Origin of the sequence: Chitinophaga horti (genome assembly GCF_022867795.2) — a bacterium.
Classification (GTDB): domain Bacteria; phylum Bacteroidota; class Bacteroidia; order Chitinophagales; family Chitinophagaceae; genus Chitinophaga; species Chitinophaga horti.
On the sequence record NZ_CP107006.1, the window covers coordinates 5751743 to 5776131 of the forward strand.

21 protein-coding genes are annotated in these 24389 nt (G+C 49.4%); 15 read left to right on the top strand and 6 right to left on the bottom strand.

Translation table 11 applies throughout. The features are described from left to right. Positions 1-208: 208 nt before the first annotated feature. The 4 genes from MKQ68_RS23355 (at position 209) to MKQ68_RS23370 (ending at position 3300) form a co-directional block, all read left to right on the top strand. Positions 209-568 carry an ArsR/SmtB family transcription factor gene (locus MKQ68_RS23355; RefSeq protein WP_248077696.1) on the top strand — a complete coding sequence of 120 codons (360 nt, stop codon included), beginning with the start codon at positions 209-211 and terminating at the stop codon, positions 566-568. Between the two features lie 201 nt (positions 569-769). Then, entirely contained in the window at positions 770-2173 is a 1404-nt protein-coding gene (locus MKQ68_RS23360) for an MBL fold metallo-hydrolase (protein ID WP_264281170.1), read from the top strand. A 224-nt stretch (positions 2174-2397) separates the two neighbouring features. Beyond that, positions 2398-2892, top strand: a complete 495-nt coding sequence (locus MKQ68_RS23365; protein ID WP_264281171.1) for a BON domain-containing protein — start codon at positions 2398-2400, stop codon at positions 2890-2892. A gap of 27 nt (positions 2893-2919) precedes the next feature. After that, positions 2920-3300, top strand: coding sequence for a LysM peptidoglycan-binding domain-containing protein (locus MKQ68_RS23370; RefSeq protein ID WP_264281172.1), 381 nt, complete (start codon positions 2920-2922; stop codon positions 3298-3300). Positions 3301-3551: 251 nt separating this feature from the next. Here MKQ68_RS23370 and MKQ68_RS23375 read toward each other — a convergent pair whose 3' ends face one another. From MKQ68_RS23375 to MKQ68_RS23395, 5 genes are read right to left on the bottom strand one after another with little or no spacing between them, the layout of a single operon-like run. Beyond that, on the bottom strand, positions 3552-4424 hold the full coding sequence (locus tag MKQ68_RS23375) for a lysophospholipid acyltransferase family protein (RefSeq protein ID WP_264281173.1): 873 nt from the start codon (positions 4422-4424) through the stop codon (positions 3552-3554). A gap of 36 nt (positions 4425-4460) precedes the next feature. After that, positions 4461-6059, bottom strand: a complete 1599-nt coding sequence (gene nadB / locus MKQ68_RS23380) for an L-aspartate oxidase (RefSeq protein WP_264281174.1) — start codon at positions 6057-6059, stop codon at positions 4461-4463. A gap of 55 nt (positions 6060-6114) precedes the next feature. Continuing rightward, positions 6115-6789, bottom strand: coding sequence for a lysoplasmalogenase (locus tag MKQ68_RS23385; protein WP_264281175.1), 675 nt, complete (start codon positions 6787-6789; stop codon positions 6115-6117). Between the two features lie 33 nt (positions 6790-6822). Continuing rightward, positions 6823-8136 carry a sensor histidine kinase gene (locus MKQ68_RS23390; RefSeq protein ID WP_264281176.1) on the bottom strand — a complete coding sequence of 438 codons (1314 nt, stop codon included), beginning with the start codon at positions 8134-8136 and terminating at the stop codon, positions 6823-6825. Between the two features lie 26 nt (positions 8137-8162). Next, on the bottom strand, positions 8163-9515 hold the full coding sequence (locus MKQ68_RS23395; RefSeq protein ID WP_264281177.1) for a sigma-54-dependent transcriptional regulator: 1353 nt from the start codon (positions 9513-9515) through the stop codon (positions 8163-8165). Positions 9516-9798: 283 nt separating this feature from the next. Here MKQ68_RS23395 and MKQ68_RS23400 point away from each other — a divergent pair, with 283 nt between their 5' ends. From MKQ68_RS23400 to MKQ68_RS23440, 9 genes are all read left to right on the top strand, one after another. Continuing rightward, the gene (locus MKQ68_RS23400) at positions 9799-11046 is read left to right on the top strand and encodes an efflux RND transporter periplasmic adaptor subunit (protein WP_264281178.1); all 1248 of its coding nucleotides are present in this window, start codon (positions 9799-9801) and stop codon (positions 11044-11046) included. Between the two features lie 46 nt (positions 11047-11092). Continuing rightward, on the top strand, positions 11093-11782 hold the full coding sequence (locus MKQ68_RS23405) for an ABC transporter ATP-binding protein (RefSeq protein WP_244836712.1): 690 nt from the start codon (positions 11093-11095) through the stop codon (positions 11780-11782). 9 nt (positions 11783-11791) lie between these two features. Then, positions 11792-14212 carry an ABC transporter permease gene (locus MKQ68_RS23410; protein WP_264281179.1) on the top strand — a complete coding sequence of 807 codons (2421 nt, stop codon included), beginning with the start codon at positions 11792-11794 and terminating at the stop codon, positions 14210-14212. A gap of 32 nt (positions 14213-14244) precedes the next feature. After that, complete coding sequence (locus tag MKQ68_RS23415) at positions 14245-14907, top strand: ABC transporter ATP-binding protein (protein ID WP_264281180.1); 663 nt, start codon at positions 14245-14247, stop codon at positions 14905-14907. A 150-nt stretch (positions 14908-15057) separates the two neighbouring features. Further along, positions 15058-16488, top strand: a complete 1431-nt coding sequence (locus MKQ68_RS23420; protein ID WP_264281181.1) for a TolC family protein — start codon at positions 15058-15060, stop codon at positions 16486-16488. A gap of 28 nt (positions 16489-16516) precedes the next feature. After that, on the top strand, positions 16517-17890 hold the full coding sequence (locus MKQ68_RS23425) for an efflux RND transporter periplasmic adaptor subunit (protein WP_264281182.1): 1374 nt from the start codon (positions 16517-16519) through the stop codon (positions 17888-17890). Between the two features lie 49 nt (positions 17891-17939). Then, positions 17940-18953, top strand: a complete 1014-nt coding sequence (locus MKQ68_RS23430; protein ID WP_264281183.1) for an NAD(P)H-dependent glycerol-3-phosphate dehydrogenase — start codon at positions 17940-17942, stop codon at positions 18951-18953. A gap of 448 nt (positions 18954-19401) precedes the next feature. Beyond that, positions 19402-19761, top strand: a complete 360-nt coding sequence (locus tag MKQ68_RS23435; protein ID WP_264281184.1) for a BlaI/MecI/CopY family transcriptional regulator — start codon at positions 19402-19404, stop codon at positions 19759-19761. A gap of 10 nt (positions 19762-19771) precedes the next feature. After that, the gene (locus MKQ68_RS23440) at positions 19772-21331 is read left to right on the top strand and encodes an N-acetylmuramoyl-L-alanine amidase (RefSeq protein ID WP_264281185.1); all 1560 of its coding nucleotides are present in this window, start codon (positions 19772-19774) and stop codon (positions 21329-21331) included. On the opposite strand, the gene hemW is transcribed toward MKQ68_RS23440, so the two are convergent. After that, complete coding sequence (gene hemW / locus MKQ68_RS23445; RefSeq protein WP_244836722.1) at positions 21328-22452, bottom strand: radical SAM family heme chaperone HemW; 1125 nt, start codon at positions 22450-22452, stop codon at positions 21328-21330. The two genes, MKQ68_RS23440 and hemW, sit on opposite strands and share 4 nt — an antisense overlap. Before the next feature lie 126 nt (positions 22453-22578). On the opposite strand from hemW, the gene MKQ68_RS23450 reads away from it, so the two are divergent. Both MKQ68_RS23450 and MKQ68_RS23455 read left to right on the top strand, forming a co-directional pair. Continuing rightward, positions 22579-23532 (top strand): DUF4271 domain-containing protein, encoded by a 954-nt coding sequence (locus tag MKQ68_RS23450; protein ID WP_264281186.1) that lies wholly within the window; start codon positions 22579-22581, stop codon positions 23530-23532. Positions 23533-23696: 164 nt separating this feature from the next. Then, the gene (locus MKQ68_RS23455) at positions 23697-24368 is read left to right on the top strand and encodes a uroporphyrinogen-III synthase (RefSeq protein ID WP_264281187.1); all 672 of its coding nucleotides are present in this window, start codon (positions 23697-23699) and stop codon (positions 24366-24368) included. Positions 24369-24389: the final 21 nt, after the last annotated feature.

The following is a 24389-nucleotide window of genomic DNA, read 5'->3' on the forward strand; positions in this document are numbered from 1 at the left end:
ACTATATACATATGTCATCAAAATGTCAAATATCGCTATTTTGGCGGTTTACGGGGCTTATATATTAAAAAAGAAGGTATAGAAATTTTTTTTATTGTGAGTAATATTATAATTTTGTGTAATCAATATCCGAGATTGTTTTCTAACAGTCGCGTTTTTACTGTCCGTTGATCCCTGTCATTTCATTATTTTTTAAAATTATTTTGCGATGGAAAAAACATTATTAACTACCTCTTCTAATACTCTTATTATTTCTAGGGGTAACAATGAAAAAGATCAGATCAAATTGGATTACATTGCCGTTAAAAAGGCAGCAATGGTCTTGAGAGCCATCAACCATAAGCTGCGCCAGCAGATGATCAAACTGTTGGAAGATCACAAACGCATGACCGTGACTGAGATTTACGTTAAATTACGCCTCGAGCAGTCGGTTGCTTCTCAGCACCTGGCAATCCTCAGAAGGGCTGGTATCGTGATTACAGAGCGCGATGGCAAGTTTATCCATTATACTATCAACAAACAACGCATAGCTGAAGTAGCTAAGTTCGTAGAAGAGTTGGTAGGTTAATATCTTTTTCAAGTCCGCTTGCGGCGCCAAACATATTGAAGGCTTTCTCACTTCGGTGAGGGAGCCTTTTTTGGTCTTATCCCACCGGCTATACGGTCATCGATTTTACTCATATTCCCGCATGGTTATTAATCGTAACTTCATGCTCCCGGCGAAGCAGCCTTCCCGGCAGATTTATTAACTTTGCGAAAATCAAAAACCATGTTCATTAAGCAGTTATATACGAACTGCCTGTCAGAAGCAGCCTATTTCATTGAATCTGACGGTGTAGCTGCCGTAATTGACCCGTTGCGCGATATCGAAGTTTATCTCGAACTGGCGAAGGAGCGTAATGCAACCATTAAATACATATTTGAAACACACTTCCACGCCGATTTCGTTTCCGGGCACCTTGATCTGGCCGCTGCCACTAAAGCACCGATCGTTTATGGCCCCGATACCGTAGCTGGGTTCGAGTTCCACAAAGCCAGCGACGGAGAAGTTTTTAAAATCGGTAAGATCAGCATCACCGCTTTGCACACGCCCGGCCACACGCTGGAATCCACCTGCTACCTGCTGAAGGACGAAAGCGGGGCAGACCATGCCGTGTTTACCGGTGACACACTGTTCGTAGGCGATGTTGGCCGCCCGGACCTGTTTAGCGGTAACCTGCAAAAGGAAGATCTCGCGGCAATGCTGTTCGACTCCCTGCAAACAAAGATCAAAACCCTGGCAGATAACGTACTCGTATACCCGGCACACGGTCCTGGTTCGGCTTGCGGTAAAAACCTGGGCCCGAATACTTCCAGCACCATAGGTGAGGAAAAGAGTACGAACTATGCGCTGAAAGCGGAAGACAAAGAAGCGTTCGTACAGGAACTCACTGCCGGACTTGCCGCGCCTCCGCAGTACTTTCCTATCAATGCAAAAATTAATAAAGAGGGATACGACGCGCTGAATAATGTGATGGAGAAAGCCAATGTGGCACTGTCTATCGCAGACTTCAAACAAAAAGTAAAAGATGGCGCGGTGGTCCTCGATACCCGTCACGCGAACGTTTTTACCGAAGGTTTTGTGCCCGGCTCCATCAGCATTGGCCTGGAAGGTCGCTTTGCCGAATGGGCCGGCAGCCTGTTACCGTTCGACCAGCCAATGGTATTGGTTACCGAAGCCGGTAAGGAAGAAGAAACCATCGTACGCCTGGCCCGTGTAGGTCTGGACAAAGTAGAAGGTTACCTGGCCGGTGGATACGAAGCCTGGCAGGCCGCCGGCGAACGAATCGACCTGATCATCACGGTAGATCCGGATGAACTGGCCATGGATATTCCACACGATAACCAATTGGTGGTGGTAGATGTGCGTAAGCCAGGTGAATTTGCAGATGGTCACCTGAAGGCAGCCATCAACCTCACGCTCAGCGATATGACCGACCCCGGCAACCTGGCCGATTTTGAGGACACGCATAACCTGTATGTGCATTGCGCAGGCGGTTACCGTAGCGTCATTGCATGCTCGCTCATGAAAAGAGAAGGCATACACAACCTGCGTAACGTAGCGGGCGGTTATGGCAAATTGAAAGAAACAAAAGGCATCGAAACCGTACAGGAAAAGAATGTGCTGAACTAAGTCGCCAATCTTTCTAAAAAATAAAATGAAGCAGGACAAACTAATTGTCCTGCTTTTTTTATTGCATGCTCATGAATCAGATACGTATGTAATAATCTGTTATATAGCAAATATATTAATTATTCTATATTTCATATACATCTGCGAAACAATTATTTAAAAGCATCGGTTGAACCGTCTTGGCGCGCGATTTGTTTTTCTAAGGGACAAAAAATTTTACCATCATGAAGAACAAATCCATCTTATTCGCCTGCCTTCTTTCCCTCGGCCTGGCAGCCTGCGGACCAAATGACACCAAAATTAAACAGGAAGTGAGCGACAAGCTGACCACCACTGCGCCTACCACCACTGTAGATGTACAGAAAGGTGTAGTAACCCTCGGCGGTGAAGTGGCCGACGACGCCACTAAAGTAGCGGCGGAAGAAGCAGCTAAATCTGTAAAAGGTGTGAAATCTGTAACCAACAACATTATGGTTACTCCCGCCCAGGTGATGGCTCCCCCGCCGCCGCCAGTGGACATTAACCCCGACGAAAAAATCAGGATGAGCGTTGACTCCGCCATTACGGCCAGCGGCGTAACTGGTGTTACAGTAGCTGTAGCCAATGGTGAAGTTACCTTAACCGGCGAAGTGTCTAAAGACGACCTGAAGAAAGCACGTCAGGCTGCAGACCAATCAAAACCCAAAAAGGTGATCAACAACCTGACGGTTAAAAAATAATTCTGGTAACCATTTAAATGTAATCCCATGGCTTTAAAAGACAAGTACGCAGATGTGATACTGGCCGCTAACAGCGCTGGTGTTGCTAACCTGCAGGCTACGGAGCAGGAAGGGGTACTGTATGTTACAGGCACCGCTCCATCCGCCACTGCAAAGGACCAGGTATGGACCGCCTTCGAAAAGCTGGACCCCGAGTATAGCGCCTCGGACATTGTGTTGAACATCAGCCTCGCCGAAGGTGCCGCTGGTCAAACATCAGAGTACGTGGTGAAATCCGGCGATAGCCTGAGCAAGATCGCGAAGAACTACCCGGGCGTTACCTGGAAAGAGATTTTTGAAGCGAACAAAGACCAGATCAAGGACCCGAACCTGATCCATCCTGGTCAGAAGCTGAAAATACCTTCCTAATAGCCGGCTGCTGAATAGCGACTGCATAAATTAAAATGGGGCTGTTTCAAAAGTAGTTCGATGGTCGTGAGAAACGCGTAAACGACGAATCCCTCCATCAGGTACCCAATAAAACGGGTATAAATTACTTTTAAGACAGCCCCGTTTTATTAGGGTACGTTCTATCGTTCTTTCGGATTTTAGGCAATTCCCGGCTTGTAGTCAGCCGCATGCACCGGTTATCATTTGAAGCGATTCAGGCAGCCATTCTATTATACCTCCGTTTCCCCGGCAATATATTTATGCTTCCAGCGCCGGTGACTCCACACCCACACTTCCGGTTGTTCAAGAATGTTTTTCTCAAGGTAGCTGACAAAGCTGCCCGTAATCTCTCGCTCCTCCGTTTGTGCCGGGTGCTCATACGCCAGTTTTAACACCGCTTCGTAATAGCCTCTCTTTTTCTTACGGATATCCGCAAACACCACCGGTATATCATGCCGCCTGGCCGACATTTCGGGGCCTTTATAGAACAATGTCATCTGGTTTAAGAAGGGGAACCAGAAGGCACGGCGGCGTTTACCCGGGTTTTGATCCGCTACCAGCGCGATCAGGTATTGTTTGTCCATCCACGGGGCCATGCTATTACGCATGTCTTTAGCGGATATCAATACGGTACCGAATTTTTCGCGGAAGTGGCGGAACATGCGGTCGGCGGATTTGTTGGCGAGTGGCATGTACACCACGAGAAAGGGGTATTTGACGCCCTGCATACAAAACAGGTTCGCCCATTCCCAGTTGAAGTTATGACCAAGATGCAGCTGGCAGCTTTTGCCTTGTTCGTAAAGTTGTTGAAGTACGGTGAGGTCACATTTAAATCGCTTCTGAAGCGACTTCTTGCTCATGGTGAGCAGTTTGATGGTCTCGACCATCATATCAGTAAGGTTGCGAAAGTAAGTGCGCGCGAGTAGCGTTATTTCCTTTTCGGTTTTATTTGGAAAGGCCTTGCGTAGGTTTTCGAAGACTGTCTTTTTCCGGTAGCCGACTACATAATACATCAGTATATATAGAAAGTCGCTTAACAGGTACAGTACCGGGAAAGGCAGCAGCGAAACACCGTACAGCACAAACATCATCAGGTAATACATACACACAAAGTTACGGGGAGTAGCATGCTCCGGCGTTTATAAAATTATATTCTGCACAAGTTCACACTTGAACGGATAATCGGTATTAAAGTGCAGGCCACGGCTTTCCTTGCGGAACGCAGCGCTTTTTACGATCAGGTAGCCTGCTGTAATCAGGTTGCGAAGTTCGCATAATTGAGGTGAAACGGCCGTTTTTTCATACAGCTCCTCTGTTTCTTCATGCAGTATGTCCAGCCGGCGCAGGGCACGTTGAATACGGGTGTTCGTACGAACGATGCCCACATAATCACTCATGATCTGCTTAAGTTCTTTCAAACTTTGGGTAATGAGGATCATCTCCTTTGGCGCCGTGGTGCCGCTGGCATCCCAGTCGGGCACGTCATCTTTGAAGCTGGTACCATCAATCTCCACCACTGCTTTCAGGAAGCTGCGGTGTGCAAACACCATGGCTTCCAGCAGGCTGTTGGAGGCTAACCGGTTGGCACCGTGTAAACCAGTGCTGGCACATTCACCACAGGCAAACAGGTTGCGGATGGAAGTGTGGCCCCATTCGTCTGTTTTAATACCGCCGCAGCTATAGTGAGCCGCCGGTGCTACCGGGATCATATCTTTCGTCACATCTATCCCGATCGATTTACATTTCTCGTAAATGTTAGGGAAGTGATGAATGAACTTATCGATGTCCATGTGACGACAATCGAGGTACACATGTTCGGTACCGGTGATCTTCATCTCACTGTCTATCGCCCTGGCTACGATGTCACGCGGTGCCAGCGACAGGCGTTTATCGTACTTGTGCATGAAGTCTTCACCGTTCTTGTTACGTAAAATGCCGCCATCGCCACGAACAGCTTCGGTAATGAGAAACGACGGGTTTACGTCAGACTCGTACAGTGCCGTAGGATGAAACTGGATAAATTCCATGTTCTCGATGCGGCCTTTCGCGCGGTACACCATGGCCACGCCGTCCCCGGTAGCAATTACCGGGTTAGTTGTGGTGCGATACACCTGCCCGTTGCCACCGGTGGCGAGCAATGTAATACGACTCAGAATTTTCTCAATGCGATTGGTCTGGAGGTTCAGCACATACACCCCGAAGCATTCTATATCCAGGGTGGACTTGGTGACCAGGTAACCGAGGTGGTGTTGCGTGATGAGGTCTACCACGAAGCAGTGGGTAATCACTTCGATGTTGGGTCTTTTGCGGATGGCCTCCAGCAAAGCCCGTTCTATTTCTTTACCGGTAATGTCTTTGTGGTGGATCACGCGGAACTCGGAGTGGCCACCTTCCTTGCCCAGGGCAAAGTCCCCATCGGGATTGCGGTCGAAGTTGGCGCCCCATTCGATGATCTCGTTCACGCGTTCGGGGCCTTCCTTTACGACGATCTCCACGATCTTTTCATTACAAAGACCGTCGCCGGCGATGAGTGTATCATCGATATGCTTTTCGAAACTATCGTTCTCGAGATCGTTCACCACGGCTACGCCACCCTGGGCGTATTTGGTGTTCGTTTCGTCTTCCCGGGTTTTGGTGATCACGGTCACTTTTTTATCCGGGCAACGTTCTGCAACCTTCAGGGCATAGGTTAAACCTGCTATGCCTGAGCCTACTACGAGAAAGTCTGTTTTTTGCATATGCCATCAAAATTACGGCAGAGAAGGCAAAAAACAGACCCACCCATAAAAAAGCTTAGCTTTTCATATGTTTCAGGCTGCCTTCTACCAAACACCACTGGGCAATGCCATATGTAATCATCACAGCTACGCTGGCAATAGAGTTGGGAGAGTAAAATTTACGTACGGCCAACAACGTGTCTGACAGTACGAATAACACTGCGCCAAGTATACAAAGAAAGGAGGCCAGCGTGTTCTTAAACGCGAACGCATAGATCGCGGAAAGCAGCATGGCCGTTATTACAGCGGCGTATAAAAAAACAGGAAGCCGTAATCCTTCCATATTTGGATACAAGAGGTATAATAACCCCATCGCGTACACGATGGAGAAACATGTCCACGCGATGTGGCGCGGTCGCACGAAGCGCTCGGCATGTTCTACCCGGGCAAAGAAAATGATGTAGGCAACATGCGCCATCAGGAAGCTGGTTAATCCCCCCAGAAAAAACATATTGCTGTTTTGCTCGAAAAGCAGCAGGGTATCGCCCCACCAGGAGAAGATAAGTGCGGCAAAAATGAGATTACGCACGGGTTGCTCGATGTACAACGCCTCCGACCAATAGTGGAGGGCGAGCATAATCATGAGCAACGGTTTTGTAAAGTAACGTGGAAAGGGAAGGTCTATCGCAATGGCTAACACGTCCAGCGCCAGCACAGAGAAATATAACAACCCCCAAATCTTTTTCTTCATGGGATTAGTCGAATACTGCAACTTACTCACTATTTAGCTATTAAGCAACACATAAAAAGTCGTGCCACTTGCAGGCGGACTCACCACTTTCAATTGACCGCCGTGCAGCTGAATAATTTGTTGCGATAGACTGAGTCCAATGCCAGAACCTTTCTTTTTGGTAGTGAAGAAGGGAATGAAGATGCGCTCCAACGCCTCAGGTTCAATGCCCGGACCATTATCGGCAATTTCGATACAAACCTGTTGCGTATTACTGATGTAACCTTTGACCTGGATGAGCGGCTTGTCGGTATGTTCCAATGCATCCATGGCATTTTTCACCAGGTTGATGAGTACCATCTGCAGTTGTGTGGCATCGGCGTGTATCTCTATATTTTCGGGGGATACGCTGGCCTGGTAAGTGATGCCGGCCGCTTTTATATCGGACATCAGCAGGTTACTTACCGATGCGAGCAACGTTTTCAGGCTTACCTGGGTGAACTGTGGTTCGGGCAGCGTGGTGTAATCGCGATAAGCGTTCACGAAGTTCATGATGCCTTTGCTGCGGCTTTCCACCGTTTGCAGCGCTTCTTTTAAATCCTCTACCGCTTCGTGACCAGGTTCCGTAGCAGCGGTGATGTCGTAGTCCACAATATCTTTCATCGTGCCGATCAGCGATACGATGGGTGTAATGGAGTTCATGATCTCATGCCGCAGGATCTTCGTAAGATTTTGCCAGGCCTCCAGTTCTTTCCGTTGCAGTTCCGCATGAATGTTCTGGATGGATATCAGCTTTACCAATCGCCCCTGCAGCCGTACGCTGGCGGCGTTAATAGACAGCTGCTGCCCGTTTTGCGTGGCGAACAGGCTTTTATGACCCGCCTCCAGGTACATCATCAGCTCCGGCAATTCGGGGTGCGTATGTTTCAATTCGTCGATGTAGCGCAGGCGGTAAATACCCAGCAGCCGGAACGCCGCCGGATTAATCAGTTCTATCTTTCCATCACTGTCAAAAGATAAAATGCCGACGCTGATGTGTTGAATGATCGTATCGATGTATTTGAGGCTCGCCTCTCTTTCGGCGCGCGTTTGGCGAAAGGCTTCCAGCACTTCATTAAACTGGTGGTTCAGTGCGCTGAAGCTTTTGCCCAGTTTATTATCAGCGCTAAAGCGGATGCTGAAATCCTCGTACCGGATAGACTCCAGGAACAAGGTCAGTTTCCTGTTCACCCGGTTCAGGTAATAGTACAACCCATAGATTTGTATGGCCAGCAATGGCACCATGCAACCGGCGAGAAAGTACATGTGCTGTAACGCGAACCACACGCCCAGCGCAACGTTGAGCGATAGCCCCGTAATACGAAGCATGATGTTTATGCTGAACCTGTTCACTATCAGATGTTATATTTTTCCATGCGCCGGTATAATGCGGCTCTGCTCAAACCCAGCTCCCTTGCAGCTTCGGTAATGTTACCATTACATTTCTTCAGGGCCTGGTTAATCATGTTCTGCTCCATTTCCTCCAGGTTGTAACCGGTGTTTAGTTTCTCGTTACCGCTGGCGGCATTGTTCTTCATAAACACATCTTTCGGCATGAGTGTTTTGCCCTGCGAAAGAATAACGGCCCGTTCCACCGCGTGTTGCAGCTCGCGGATGTTGCCCGGCCAGTCGTACTGCTCCATTTGCTGTATCAGCGAGTCGTGCAGGAAGGCCACTGGCCTGTTATATTTCTTGCGGTACATGCCGAGGAAGTGTTCTGCCAGCGGTATAATATCTTCCGTACGCTCGCGCAGCGCCGGCAACTGTATTTCGATGGTGTTGATGCGGTACAGCAAATCCTGGCGGAACAGGTACTGCGACGCCATGTGCGAAATGTTCCGGTTGGTGGCACAAATAAGCCTTACGTTGATGGGTATCGATTTATTACTGCCAACGCGGGTAACGGAGCGGTGCTGCAATACCGTAAGCAGTTTCGCCTGAAAGGGGAGGGTGATGTTGCCTATCTCGTCCAGGAAAATAGTGCCGCCGTTGGCTTCTTCAAAACGCCCCATGCGGTCGTCGCGGGCGTCGGTGAATGCGCCTTTGGCGTGACCGAACAACTCACTTTCGAACAGCGTTTCGCTGAGGGCGCCCAGGTCTACGCTAACGAACGATTTATCTTTCCGGAGTGATAACTGGTGAATGTGCCGGGCCAGTAAGTCTTTACCGGTGCCGTTTTCGCCCAGGATCAATACATTGGCATCGGTTTCGGCTACACGCGCGGCGGTTTCCAGTATGTCCTGCATCGCCTTGCTCACGCTGATCAGGTTGTTGCTGGCAGCGACTGGTACGGTGGCTTTTTCTGCACTTTGTTGCTGCCGGGAGTCAAAGGCCTTTTGTATGGTGGCTAATAATTTCTCGTTCTCCCAGGGCTTCAGCACAAAATCTACAGCACCGGCTTTAATCGCCCGTACGGCCATTTCCACGTCGCCGTAGGCAGTAAATAGTACTACGGCGGCTTTCGGGTTGATGTCGAGTATGCGGTCCAACCATTCGAATCCTTCTTTACCACTGCTTAAGTCGCGGGTAAAGTTCATGTCCAGCAGAATTACATCGTAGTCGAAGTTGGTCACGAGGTAAGGGATCTTCTGAGGGTTCTTCTCAAAATCTACCTGCGAAAAGTGCCGTTTCAATAAAAGTCTTGCTGCACGTAATACATCGGTGTCATCGTCTACGATCAGTATTTTTCCTTGCTGAATAGTTGTCATATAAATCAGGTTAATGTCGGAACCGCAAACAATGTTCCTTATTGTTGGATGTTATGCATATGGGCCGGTGCGTCGGCCTGTAAAGCAATATAAATAAAGATTTGCTGCTTCTGAACATTTTATTATTCCCGCTCCGCCCGCCATGGGCAAGTGTCCGGAAACGAACACCGCGCGTCCGGCAAAGGACGTTTTAAAACCGTTCTTTTTCCTGAAACCAGCCATGGTAAAGGAAATGGCTGTTTGGCATATGGATTGAAAATTGGTGGGTGCAAACAATACTGCAATGGACAGAAAAATAGAAAAGAAGTTCTGGAACAAAAAACGCATCCTGATGATCGGGGGCGGTACGCTGGTGGTATTCCTGCTGGCTTACCAGCTCATTTTCGCCGATCACCGTTCCAGGCTCAATGTTGAGAAGGAGAAAATTACGGTATCTACCGTGTCGAAAGGCACGTTCGATGTATATATTGTAGTTACCGCGGTGGTGCAACCGCTAAAAACCATCCGCCTGGATGCGATCGAAGGCGGTTATGTAATGCAGAAGTACCTCGAAGGAGGCAGTATGGTTAAAAAGGGGGATTCGATCCTGCGCCTCGATAACCAGCGTCTTATGATGGACTTCGTAAACCGCGAAACAGAAATGTATCGCCTGATCAACGAACTGCAAAACACCCGTTTGAGCCTCAAGCAAGATCGCTTTACGCTGGATAAAACGCTGAGTGAACTGGATTACACGCTCGACCAGGCGAAAGACTTGTTCGATCGCAACGACAAGCTGTTTAAGGACAAAGTGATTTCCGAATCGGACTATCTTAAATCGAAACGCGATTACGAGCGCCTGAAACGTGCCAGGGAGATAGAAGTACAGTCGCAGAAGTACCAGGAAGATAACAGCCGTCTGCAAATCGCGCAGCTCGAAGCGACCATCGAACGTACACAGCGTAACCTGCAACTGATGAAGAGCAATCTTGCCAACCTGGTGGTGCGTGCCCCAGTTGCCGGACAGCTTTCCTCTATCGACGTGGAAGTTGGTTCCAGCATCGTGGCCGGACAAAACATTGGTCAGATTGATGATATGGACGGGTTTAAACTGCGGGCGGAGATTGACGAGCATTACATCTCCCGCGTATATGTCGGGTTAAAAGCCAACTTCGAATTTAACGGTAAAGAAAACACGCTGGTGATCGCGAAAGTGTATCCGGAGGTGAAGAATGGCCGCTTCGAAGTGGACATGGTGTTTGATGGTAAAACGCCGGAAGGCATCCGTCGCGGTCAAAGTACGCCTATTCACCTGGAGCTGGGTAAATCTTCGCAAGCCGTATTGCTGCCAACCGGAGGCTTCTTCTCCGATACCGGCGGCAACTGGGTGTATGTGCTGGAAAAGGGCGGTAAGAAAGCCGTGAAGCGCCAGATCAGTTTAGGCCGCAAAAACCCGCTGTACTTCGAAGTGCTGGATGGCCTGCAGCCGGGCGAACAGGTAATAACGTCCTCGTATGAGAATTTCGGTGACAAAGAAGTTTTATCATTTTAATACATTTAGATCAGCATCTACCCCTATCAACAATAAACAAACTACCATGATCAGAACAGTCAATTTACAAAAGATGTTTGCGACCGAAGAAGTGGAAACCACGGCCCTCAACGGTATAAATATGGAAATACAGGACGGTGAGTTTGTGGCCATCATGGGCCCATCCGGTTGCGGCAAATCTACACTGCTCAATATCCTGGGTCTGCTCGATAACCCTACCGATGGCGAATATCACTTCTGGGGTAAAGAGGTGGCACGTATGAGCGAGCGCCAACGTGCGCAGTTGCGTAAAGGTGCGATCGGCTTCGTGTTCCAGAGCTTTAACCTCATTGACGAACTGACGGTTTTTGAGAACGTGGAGCTGCCATTGTTATACCTGAAAGTACCAGGCCCCGAGCGTAAAAAGAAAGTGGAAGAAGTGCTGGAGCGCATGAGCATCATGCATCGCCGTAATCACTTCCCGCAACAACTCTCGGGTGGTCAGCAACAGCGTGTCGCGATTGCCCGCGCCGTAGTAGCCCGCCCCAACCTGATTCTGGCGGATGAGCCCACCGGTAACCTCGACTCCACCAACGGGGAAGAAGTAATGAAGCTGCTGCAGGAGCTTAATAACGCCGGTACCAGCATGATCATGGTAACCCACTCGCCATATGACGCCGGCTTTGCCCATCGCATTGTGAACCTGTTCGATGGCAGGGTGGTGACGGAGAATATCAAGGAACAATTTCACGTTTAATCTTACACCATGTTTGCCAACTACCTGAAACTCGCCTGGCGAAATATCTGGAAGTCGAAAGGAACTTTCGCCATTAACGTGATCGGTTTAGCCGTAGCAGTCTGCGTCGCTTTACTATTGTCGGTTACCGCTTACTTCCAGTTTTCCTTCAATAACTTTCATAAGGAATTAGGCTCCCTGTACCAGATATACCACGAGGAAAACGAGGTGAACGGACCCAATGCAAAATCCAACCTGCCTGTTCCTTTACAGGATGAGATGAAGCGCGAGTTCCCGGAAGTGTTGATGTCTACCCGGTACATCGGTGGCGGTGCAAGCTACCGCTACGGGACCACTACCGGCTCCATGGGCATTCGCTTTGTAGATCCTGACTTCCTGGATATGTTTACGTTCCCGATCATCAGCGGCAGTAAACGGCCGCTCGACCAGCCGGGCAACATTGTCTTTTCCGACAAGGCTGCCCTGAAATGGTTGGGTTCTGCCGATGTGGTAGGCAAACAGGTGTCGATCAAGTTCGGCGATAAATGGGATAACTTTACGATTGCCGCCGTTGTACAGGCCGCGCCCGCCAATTCCGACCTCGATTTTGGAGCGCTCATGCGTTTCGAACATTTGCCGGCTTACGAGCAGCATAAATCCATCTGGGACCACTACAACACAGAAATGTTCGTAAAGCTGTCTGACAAGGCTACCATAGCTGGTTTTGAAAAACACAGCCAGTCGATCGTAAACAAGTACTACCAGGACAATGTGGCCAGGATTAAACGTGACGGCGGCAAGCCCAATGCGGATGGTTACCTGAAGAAGTTCAGCCTCATCCCGGTGCGTGATATGCATTTCATCAGCATCAGTGCCAGTGGCGGCGATGTTAAAAAAGCGTTGCCATACATGCTGATCGTGATTGCCGCTTTTGTACTGTTCATCGCCTGTATCAACTTCATCAACCTGTCTGTTGCACGTGCCTTTGGCCGCGCCAAAGAAGTAGGCATGCGCAAAATGATGGGTGCCGTGCGTTTTCAGCTGGTGTTGCAATTGTGGGGAGAGGCGTTAATGATTTGCCTTGTAGCGCTGATTGTCGGTGGTATTATCACTTACCTGGTCATACCCTCCTATAGCGCCTGGCTGCATACAAGTGTAAACATGGCCATGATCTTCCGGCCGGAAATGCTGCTCGGCATCATAGCCGCCTTCCTGGTCATGACGATCGTAGCCGGTGTTTACCCGGCGCTGGTGATGACGCGCATCGATACGGTGCAGGCGTTGAAAGGCAGCGTGAAGCCCGGTCGTAAACAGCCCGTAAGGAACTCGCTGATCGTCGTACAATTTGCATTTTCGTCCCTGTTGATCTGTTGTACGCTGGTGGCCTTGCAGCAAATCAGTTACCTGCGTTCCAAACCGCTTGGCTATAATAAGCAACAGGTGATCAGCCTGCCACTGGCGGGCGGTGATATACACCGCGGGCAATTAATCAACCTGCTTCGCGATAGGCTGTCCGGTGAGCCGGGTATATTAAGCTTTAGTGCAGCGGATAATAATCTCGGCCTCGGTCTCGACCGGTCGAGCATGACGTCGTCCGTTACGTTCGATTATAAAGAACGGGAGATCAATACCAATTTATTAACCGTTGACTACGATTATACACAAACGATAGGCATTCAGCTCGTCGCCGGGCGCGATTTTGACAGGCGGTTGGCGTCCGATTCTACGGCAATCGTGATCAATGAAGAAATGGCCAAACGCCTGGGCGGTAACAATGTTCTCAACCAGTTTATCAAGTTTGATGATGAAGGTGACCAGCACCAGGTAATCGGTATCATGAAAAACTACCACTTTCAGTCGCTCGCTAAAAAGATTGACGCAATTACTTTAAGGCTCGATCCTACGAGAGTCGATTACGCATACGGCTATATAAAAGTATCGCCTAACGACCTGCCGGCCAGCCTGGGCAGGGTGGAGAAAGTGTGGAGCCAGATACAGCCGGGCGTAGAATTCAAAGGATCGTTCCTCGACGAGAACGTTGACCGTATGTATAATGAAGAGAAACGTACCTCGCAGTTGCTCGTAGCCGGCGCGATCGTAACCATCATCATTTCCTGCATGGGGCTCTTTGCGATGGCCATCTTGTCTATTGCGCAACGCACCAAGGAAATTGGTATCCGCAAAGTATTAGGTTCCAGCATCAGCGCTATTGTAGTACTGTTGTACCGCGACTTCCTAAAACTGGTGGTGATCGCGATATTCATAGCCGTGCCGCTGGCCTGGTATGGGATGGGGGCCTGGCTCAATTCCTTCGCTTATAACGTTGGCCTGCAATGGTGGGTGTTTGCCGTGGCGGGACTTTGTGCCGTTATCGTAGCACTGGTAACGGTTAGTGTGCAGTCCATCCGGGCGGCGCTGGCCAACCCCGTTAAATCATTAAGATCAGAATAACCTTTTTATATTTATCAGACAGATACATTGTTATGATCCATTTAAAGCATATCTCTAAGCATTACCCGGTTGGATTTGGTAAAAATGAAGTATTGAAAGATATTGATCTGCACATACACGAGGGGGAATTTGTTTCGATCATGGGGCCTAGCGGCTCGGGCAAATCGACCCTTTTACACATACTTGGTTTGCTGGAAGAGCCTTCCGGCGGCGAATATTACTTTGACAATGAGCTGGTGAGCAAAATGAATGAGAAGAAGCGCACCCAGTTACACCGGGGCAGCATCGGTTTTGTGTTCCAGGCGTATCACCTCATCGATGAATTGACCGTATATGAAAATATAGAAACGCCACTGCTGTATCGCAACATCTCGGCTTCGGAGCGTAAGAGTCGCGTGGCCGACGTGCTGGATAGGTTTAACATTGTGGCTAAAAAAGACCTGTTCCCAAACCAGTTGTCGGGCGGCCAGCAGCAACTGGTGGGCATTGCCCGCGCCATTATCGGCGAGCCGAAGGTGATATTTGCCGACGAGCCTACGGGCAACCTGCACTCCGATCAGGCCCTTTCTATCATGCAGCTTTTCAGGGAGCTGAATCAAAAAGATAAGATCACCATTGTACAGGTAACCCATTCCGACCAAAACGCGACCTACGGTAACCGGATCATCCGGATTATGGACGGCCAGGTGCAATAGCTGGCAAAAAAAGCCTTTCGTATGATGTTTTCCTTTAAATTCGTATGGCCTTGCACCATACCTACCCTCAAATTGCCATTTATCAAGAAGGGAAGAATGGTGTCTTTACATTTAATATATTTTTGTCAGGCTATGATATTAAATCGATGCATGAAAGCCGCCATGCTTTCCGCTTTATTGTTTGTTGGTTCCTTCCGTGCCCAGGCGCAGGACAAGTGGAGTTTTGAAAGATGTGTGGCGTTTGCATTGGAGCATAACCTTACTATTAAACAGTCGGTATTGCAAAAACGGCTGGCGGAACTTGTTTATCAGCAGAATCAACTTTCCCAGTTGCCTACCCTCAACGCCGGTGCGGACATCGGGTACAACTTCGGTCGTTCCATTAACCCGACCACCAACTCCTTCGATAATACAACCCTGTTTAGCAGTGGCCTTAGCCTGAGTGCCGGAGCCAACCTGTTTAACTTCTTCAGGGTACAGAATAATATTAAAGGCAGCCGCTACGAAATGGAGGCCAGCAATTTCCTGCTGGAAAGAGCGCGTAACGACATGTCGTTCAACATTGCCAATGCGTTTTTGCAGATACTGCTGGCTAATGAACAGGTAAAGATCGGCGAATCGCAGGTGGCCCTTTCTACCTCGCAGTTGGAAAATACGAAGAAGCTGGTAGCAGCCGGCTCCGTACCCGAAAGTAACCAGGCCGACCTGGAAGCACAGCTGGCGCGCGACAGCTCTACGCTGGTAACCGCCCGCAACCAGGCGGTGATTTCCGTACTCACGTTAAAAGCTATATTGAACCTCGATTTCAATATTCCTTTTGAGCCAGAAGTACCCGCCAACATCAAAACTACTCCTGTATTAGATATTGCGCAAACCGCCCCGGAGATGGTGTTTAGCGCAGCCCTCTCGAACCAGCCGCAAACAAAGGCCGACCGCGCCAATGTAATGGCTTCCGAGCGTTATCTCGCAGCCGCCAGGGCACTCCAGTATCCATCGCTGCGCGCAGCGGGAAGTTTGGGTACCAACTATGCCAGTACCTCGCAGGAGGTGTTCGGCGCGCCGGTTTTTAACGGCTTCGATACGATCGCTGCCGTGAATGTAGGAGGCTCGGAGTACGGTGTTTACCAACCCAGCTACGGCTTTAACACCCGCAAAACGCCATTTGGTACACAAATCGGTAATAACTTCCGCCAGTATATTGGTCTGAGCCTCAACATTCCCATCCTGAATGGCTGGGCCAACCGCAGCGCCGTACTGCGTGCGAAAATAGATGTAGAGAACCGCGAGCTTACACAGGCGGTGAACCGTCAGCAACTCCGTCAGGATGTTTACACCGCCCATGCGAATGCCGCCGCTGCATTACAGAAGTTTCATGCAGCAGAGTCGACGGAGCGCGCATCGCAAAAAGCATTCGACTTCGCCACCAAACGTTACAATGTTGGTTTAATGAACTCGGTGGAGTATATTACTACGCAAACGAACCTTAATAAGGCACAGATAGACAAAGTATCTGCCCTCTACGATTATATATTCAAAATCAAATTGCTGGAGTTCTACCGCGACCAGAAAATTACGCTGTAGCGTAGGCCCGGCCGAAACAAAACCGTTTATGAAAAGAAAAAGAAGAGTAGTCTACATTGTGTTGGGCCTGCTTATCTTAGTGATTGCTGTCATTGTCATCAAAGGCAGAAAGAAGGATGACAGCATCACAGTAGCGACAGACAAAGCCGCCATGCGCGACATCATAGAGGTAGTTTCGGCGACCGGCAAAATATATCCTGAAATAGAAGTGAAAGTTAGCTCGGACGTGTCCGGCGAAATTACCGACCTGCTCGTACAGGAAGGCGATTCCGTTAAAAAAGGACAGGTACTGGCACGCATCTACGCCGACGTGTATGGCTCCATGCGCGACAAAGCCTCCGCTTCCGTAAGCCAGTCGCAGGCCATGTTGGCCAACAGGGAGGCGACTATCGCCGCTTTTAAAGCCCGGCTCGACCAGGCCAAGATCGTATACGATCGTAACAAGAAACTACTCGACGATAAAGTAATCGCCCGCACCGAATTTGAAACGGCGGATGCAGAATACAAAGCCGCGCTCTCTGACTTTAATGCTGCACAACAACAGGTAAACAGCGACCGGTTCGCGGTGCAGAGTGCCCAGGCCAATCTGAAAGAAGCGAATACGAATCTCGGTCGTACCACCATCCTCAGTCCCATGAGTGGTATCATTTCTATGCTGCCCGTTAAAAAAGGCGAACGCGTAGTAGGTACCGCACAAATGGCGGGTACCGAAATGCTGCGCATCGCGGATATGAACGTGATGGAAGTACAGGTGGACGTGGGCGAGAACGACATTCCGAAAGTGAAGTACGGCGATACGGCGGTAATCGAAGTGGATGCTTATAACAACCGCAAGTTTAAAGGACTGGTAACACAAATCGCCAGCTCCAGTAAAGACGCTGCAAGTGCTACCGCATCCAGTTCCACCGAACAGGTGACTAACTACATTGTACACATCCGCGTACTGCTTCAGTCGTACGCCGATTTATATGATCCCAAACATCCCAACGTATTCCCGCTGCGCCCGGGTATGAGCGCCAGTGTAGATATTCAAACCCGCTATGGAAAAGGCGTATTGTCTATTCCCATCACCGCCGTTACCACCCGCGATATGAACGATACCGGTAAAACTACGCCGAAAGGTGGTAAACCCGCTGGTGGTGCTCCTTCCGCTGATGAAGGTCCGGAAAAGAAGAAAGACATCCGCGAAGTAGTGTTCGTGTTGCAGAGCGATGGTACCGTGCGTATGCGCGAAGTGACGATCGGCATCCAGGACGATAACAACATCGAGATCCGCAGTGGTCTTAAAGCCGGCGAAGAAATCGTGCAGGCGCCATATGCAGCCGTATCGCGCGAGTTGAGCAATGGCAAGAAAGTGAAGGTGGTGCCTAAAAAAGATTTGTTCGAAGGGCAGGCTAAATAAGTTCCCGCAATATTATTTACATTGCAGGAAATTTCCTGGAACGTTGAGCATGGGTAAAAAAATCGGGATTATCGGCAGTGGCAGCTGGGCCACGGCTTTGGCGAAAATACTGACCGATAACGAGCATCATGTGGCGTGGTGGGTACGTAATGAAGATACGATCCGTCACCTGCAGTTAAGGCATCACAACAAACACTACCTTACTTCCGTATATTTCAATACACAACTGCTGACCGTCAGCAACGTGGTGGCCGATGTAATTGAGGCCAGCGAATATATCATCCTGGCCGTACCCTCCGCCTTTTTGCGCGATGTACTGGCCCCGCTGTCCAACGACGCGTTGCAGGGCAAAAAGGTAGTGTCGGCCATCAAAGGCCTCATCCCCGGCGATAACATGCTCATTAACGACTTTCTCGCCGAAACATTCGATCTTCCCCTCGAACAATATTTTACGATCACCGGTCCGTGCCACGCCGAAGAGGTAGCCGCGGAAAAGCTGTCGTACCTTACGTTCTCTGGTGTTAACCTGGCAGATGCCCAGTCGCTGGCAGACTTATTTACGAACAGCTACCTGCAGACCATCGTGAACCGCGATGTGTTAGGTGTTCAGTTCGCGGCCGTACTTAAAAACATTTACGCCATGGGCGGTGGTATCGCTCACGGTCTCGAATACGGCGATAACTTCCTGAGCGTTTATGTCGGCAACTGCTTCCGCGAAATGCAGGTGTTTCTCGAAACGTACGAGCGCCAGCAGCCTGAGGAAAGTGCCACCCAGCACAATTACAACGCCAGCGCCTACCTTGGCGACCTGCTCGTTACCTGCTATTCCCTGCATAGCCGTAATCGCACGTTCGGTAACATGATTGGCAAGGGGTATAGCGTAAAAGCGGCGCAACTGGAACTGAATATGATCGCCGAAGGCTACTACGCCAGCCGCTGTATTTTCGAGATCAATAAACAAACCGGTGCCCATATGCCCATTGCCCAGGCCGTTTACGCCATCCTCTGGGAAGGTCTTCACCCCGAAGAAGCCTTCCTTGCTTTAGAAAAAGAATTTATCTAGCTGGTAACCAGCTTTTTATACGTTTCTCGGCCGCCGTTGTGTCACTCACTTCGGCGGCTTTTTCTTTCTTCATCTTAAGAGGATCCTAAGTGCATCGTAACTAACTGTAACTAAAATGTAGCTAATTGTTACTGATCCAGTAGTGTTTTAGCTACCATTCAGTAACGATCCTCTTTAGATCCTCTTACGATCTACCATCCGGTTCCGGGCCGGGGTAGATCCATCGTATACGCTTTCTATATGCCTGGTTAGCACCAGCAAGGGTTTCAGCGTTTTAGTATATACACAGGGTATACACCGGATATACCACCACTTTGCTGAAAAAAAGAAAGAACGGGTGTTCCGTAGCTGTTTTCCATCGGTTTAACTGAAAAATAAGTTCAATAACTGATAAAATAGTTGTTCAACTGAAAAATACGTTATATATTCGTACTGTATCATTAACAGTATGGAAAGTTTAACCAAGGCAGAGGAAAAAGTAATGCAAGTTTTGTGGAAGCTCGGCAAGGCGTTCGTAAAAGATATCATCGAACACATGGACGAGCAGCCCAAGCCGCCGTATACCACCATTTCCTCGATCGTGAGAATATTGGAGTCGAAGGGGTTTGTAGGCTATAAGGCGTACGGTAAAACCCATGAGTACTTCCCGGTAATTCAGCGGGAAGAATACAGTAAACGCACGCTGCGCCAGATGATCACGGATTATTTCGACGGCTCTGCGGCGAATGTGATGTCGTTTTTAGTGCGGGAGGAAAAGTTGGGAGAGGCGGAAATAGAAGCGTTGAAAAAACTGATCGAGAAATCTTAAAATCCTGTGTATGCCGCAATTCCTGCAGTACCTGTTACAAAGTTCTGTTTGCCTGTTGGCGTGTTACCTATTGTACCTGCTGGTATTCAGGCGCCTGACCTTTTTTGGGATGTCGCGGCTGTATTTGCTGTTGGCGTTGGTAGCCTCGCTGGTGATACCCTTATTGCGCATCGCGGTTCCGGAACAAGTGGCGCCGGTGGCCATGCCTGTCATAGATGCCACGCCCATTGCCATTGCATCCGGCAGCTTTGAGGCAGATATGCCGGAGGTAGCGCCGCAAGCGCCTTTATGGCCGGTGCTGTTACTGGCGGGTTACGTGTTGGGCGCCTTGGTGGTATTGGCGCGGCTTATGCTGGGATTGAAAGGATTATGGAAGCTTATGCGGCAAGGAGAGAAGCTGATTATCGACGGCTACCGGGTGGTGTTGACGAACGGCGTAAATGCTTCTTTTGCTCCTTACATTTTTGTAGACCGTAACGCTTTCAATAGTGCAGACCGCGCACAGATCCTGTTACATGAAAAAACGCACATCCGGTTATACCATGCGGCGGACCTGCTGTTGCTGGAAGTCGTGTCGGTCTTGTGCTGGTTTAACCCGGTAACCTGGTTTTACCGTCGCTCGCTGAAGGAGGTGCATGAGTACCAGGTAGACAGGGTGGTGAGCGGCCAGACGGATATAAAAGCGTATGCATCTTTATTACTCAGACTGGCCACTGCCGGTCGTTCGTACCCGGTTAATACTTTCAGTATGCAACCCCTGAAAGGCCGTATTACGATGTTATTCACCCATCCATCTCATCACATGAAAAAGTTACTATTCGCGTTGGCCATACCTGTTGTGGCAGCACTGCTCTACAGCTTCTCGCTGGAACGTAAGCCTGTTATAACTTCGGGCGAAAAAAACTTCGTATTACTACTCGATGCCAGCCATGGCGGCGATGATGCGGGCGCAGTAGGTCATGGCGCCAAAGAAAAGGAACTGACTTTGTTACTCGTCAAAGAAATAGGCGAACAGGCTAAAGCTGTCGGTTTCGAAGTGAACTATACCCGCACCGGCGATGAAACTGTTGGCTTAAAAGAAAGAGTCGCGCAAATGGAAACCAACAAGGCAGATCTTTTCCTGAGTGTACATGTGGATGCGGTGAATAACGCCGATGCAGGCAACTCTGCTATTTACCTGAATACGAGAAATGCACATGCATCGTCCTCCGCAAACGCTAGCCGTATTTTATACGCGCAGCTGAAAAACCTGGAAGGGCTTCCCGTAAAAAACCTGCCCATGCATATGGATAAGGTGATGGTGCTGGAAAAAGCTTCTACGGCGGCAGTGCTGTTATCAATGGGTAACATGCTGCACGAGGCCGACCTCAAATTGCTGTCGGACGCAAAATGGCGTACTGACTTCGGAGCCAAAGTGGTGCAGGCGCTGCAGAACATCAAAACCGCTGGCGCACAAAGTACAACGCTGCATGAAATGATGGGCGTGCCCGAGGAGATGACGCACATCTGGCAGATGGAACGCCCGCGGCGTACAGTGAATGCGGATGGCGAAGTAAAGGAAGGATGTTAAACGAACAGGTCGGCGGCAATGCCGTCGGCGAAGAACTTTCCTTCGCGGGTGAGTTTGAGGTGTGACCCCTCATGTATCATCCATCCCTGTTGAACATATTGTTCGCCGGCAGCCAGCAGCTGCCGGCTTTTTTCTTCCCCGAAACGTTCGTTCACGACCCGCAGATCGCAGCCGGCAGCGGTGCGCAGCGATATCATGATCAGCTCATTGAGCATCATCTCCGGCGTGAGTAATTCAACCTCGAAAGGTACTTGAGCCTGGCGGATGCTTTGCATGTACAGGGCATTGTTCGCCACATTCCATTGCCGGCTTTTGCCGTTGAAGGAATGGGCAGATGGGCCTAAACCCAGGTAGGGCGTACCTTTCCAGTAACTGCTGTTGTGCCGGGAGTGGTAGCCGGGCAGGGCAAAGTTGGAGATTTCGTAATGCTCGTAACCGGCAGCCTGCACCATATCCATCAGGATCGCGAAGTGGCGGGCGGCCTTATCAGCATCTATGGGTGGTATCTTTTTCTTTTCGATGAAGTGGTCGAGCGCGGTACCTGGTTCCACGGTAAGTGCGTAGCAGGAGAGGTGCGGAATGCCCAGTGCGATGGCACGTTCCACGTTTTCTTTCCAGGCTTCGTCTGTTAACGTGGGGCCGCCATATATAAGGTCGATGCTGATGTTGCGGATGCCGCTTTGCTGCGCGTTCATAATACAGGCGACGGCCTGGTCTGCATTGTGCGCACGGTTCATCCAGCGCAGGTCTTCCTCGCTGAACGATTGTACACCGATGCTCAGGCGGTTTATGCCAGCGGCCGAAAATTCGGCCAGCTTCTCCATCGTAAGGTCGTCGGGATTGGCTTCGAGAGTAATTTCCGGAACGGGAATAACGTTGAAGAGCCGGCGCGCTTCGGTGAGCAGGCGTTGGATGTCTACAGCGGGCAATATGCTGGGAGTGCCGCCGCCGAAGTAAATCGTTTCGATAGACTGGCCGGCCAGGTAAGTTTGTTGTATGGTCATTTCCGCTAACAGGCAGTTCACCATCTCGCCTGCGTTGTGCCGGGTGGTAGAAAAGTGAAAGTTGCAGTAATGACAAGCCTTTTTGCAAAAAGGGATGTGAATATAAATACCGGCCATGGTCGCACGTAAAAAAGAAACTGATCTAATATTTGCAATCCTCGAAAAAAGAGGGAGTTTTGTCAAAATTTTCGGAACAAGAAATAGTTGCACTATATTACGGTGCATCGCCAAAAAAAGCTATCCGTGCGTATTGTAGTATCCTTCCTTGTCTTATTATTTGCCTACTTTCCGCTTGCAGCGCAAACGGATTCCCAGTTGGTCGCTCCCGCGCCACAGCCGGCCAAACCAGCCGTACGCGTAGCAGCACCCAAAGTTAAGACAGATTCCGCGCAACTCCTTATGAAGGTGGCAGACTCGCTGCAGGTGAAGGATTCGCTGCCTGAAGTGCACGCATATGACACGCTGATGGCCGCCCTGGAAGCACGCAATTTGCTGCTCAGCAAAAAAATCGATCCCCCTTATTACGATATTAATCCCCTGCGGGAAGCGCCGGACGAAGACTGGCTGGTGTATACCGTAGCGGGTGTATTGCTGCTGCTCGGTATCATCCGTGCAGCCTACGTGAAATACTTTTCCGACCTGTTCCGCGCATTTTTCAATCCGACGTTGAGCCAGCGCCAGTTAAAGGACCAGCTGTCGCAGTCGCCGTTCCCGAATTTTTTGCTGAACGTGTTTTTCGTGATCAGTCTTGGGTTGTACCTATACCTGCTGATGAAGCGGCTCGATTATCTTAAAAATGAAAATGCCTGGATTTTGATCCCTGCGCTCATAGTACTGGTGGCAGTCATTTACTTTGTAAAATATGTAGTGCTGCGATTCTGCGGTTGGCTGTTTGGTAACGCAGAACTGATCGATGCGTATGTGTTCGTTTTGTACCTGATCAACAAGATACTCGGCATTTTGCTGGCGCCTTTCCTGGTGCTGCTGGCCTTCGGAAAGCCCGATTTAGCCATGGCAATGCTATATATCTCGTTATTTTGTATAGTATTATTGATTGTCTACAGGTATATAAGGTCATATTCACTGGTCAAACAATACTTATCTTTCAGCAGATTGCATTTTTTTCTTTACCTTTGCGCATTCGAAGTAGTGCCGGTGTTGATTATAACAAAGGCTTTACTGAAACTAATTGGTTAACTGGTAATCTAATTTACTGCGATTGTTAACACAAGAGCAAATTACGTATGATAAAAGGCGGGCCAAAAAAAGAATTGCTGGATAAGCAACTGTCAATCCTGATTTCCCAACCTAAGCCAGAGACAGAGAAATCCCCTTACTACGACTTAGCAAAGAAATTTAACGTGAAATTGGATTTCCACCCTTTCATCAGGGTAGAAGGAGTTCCGGGCAAGGAGTTTCGCAAGCAAAAGGTAGATATTCTCAACTACAGCGCTGTCATCTTTACGAGCCGCAACTCCGTAGATCACTTTTTCCGCGTTTGCGAGGAACTAAAGCTGAAGGTATCACAGGACTGCAAATATTTCTGCATTACAGAAGCCGTGGCTTTGTACCTGCAGAAGTTCATACTTTACCGTAAACGTAAAGTGTTTTTCGGCGCCGACGGCACTACCAAAAGCCTGCTCGATGTGATGAACAAACACCGCGAAAACGAGAAGTTCCTCTTCCCCAGCTCCGACAGTCAGAAGAAAGACATTGAAGAATGGATGAAAGCGAACAAGTGCGAATATGCAACAGCAAGTTTGTACAAAACCGTTTCCAACGATGTGAAAGACGTATTGGCGGCCACTTCCTACGACATGATCGTGTTCTTTAGTCCGTCGGGTGTTAAATCGCTTTTCGAAAACATGCCTAAGTTTAAGCAGAACGGCACCGCTATCGGCGCGTTCGGTCCTACTACTTCGGCAGCGGTGGAAGAAGCCGGATTACGTTTAGATCTCAAAGCTCCCGCTCCGCAGGCACCGTCTATGGTAGCTGCTTTAGAAAAATATCTTAGCGAGCGCGGCAAAAAATAAACAGAATTGCCAAAAATATAT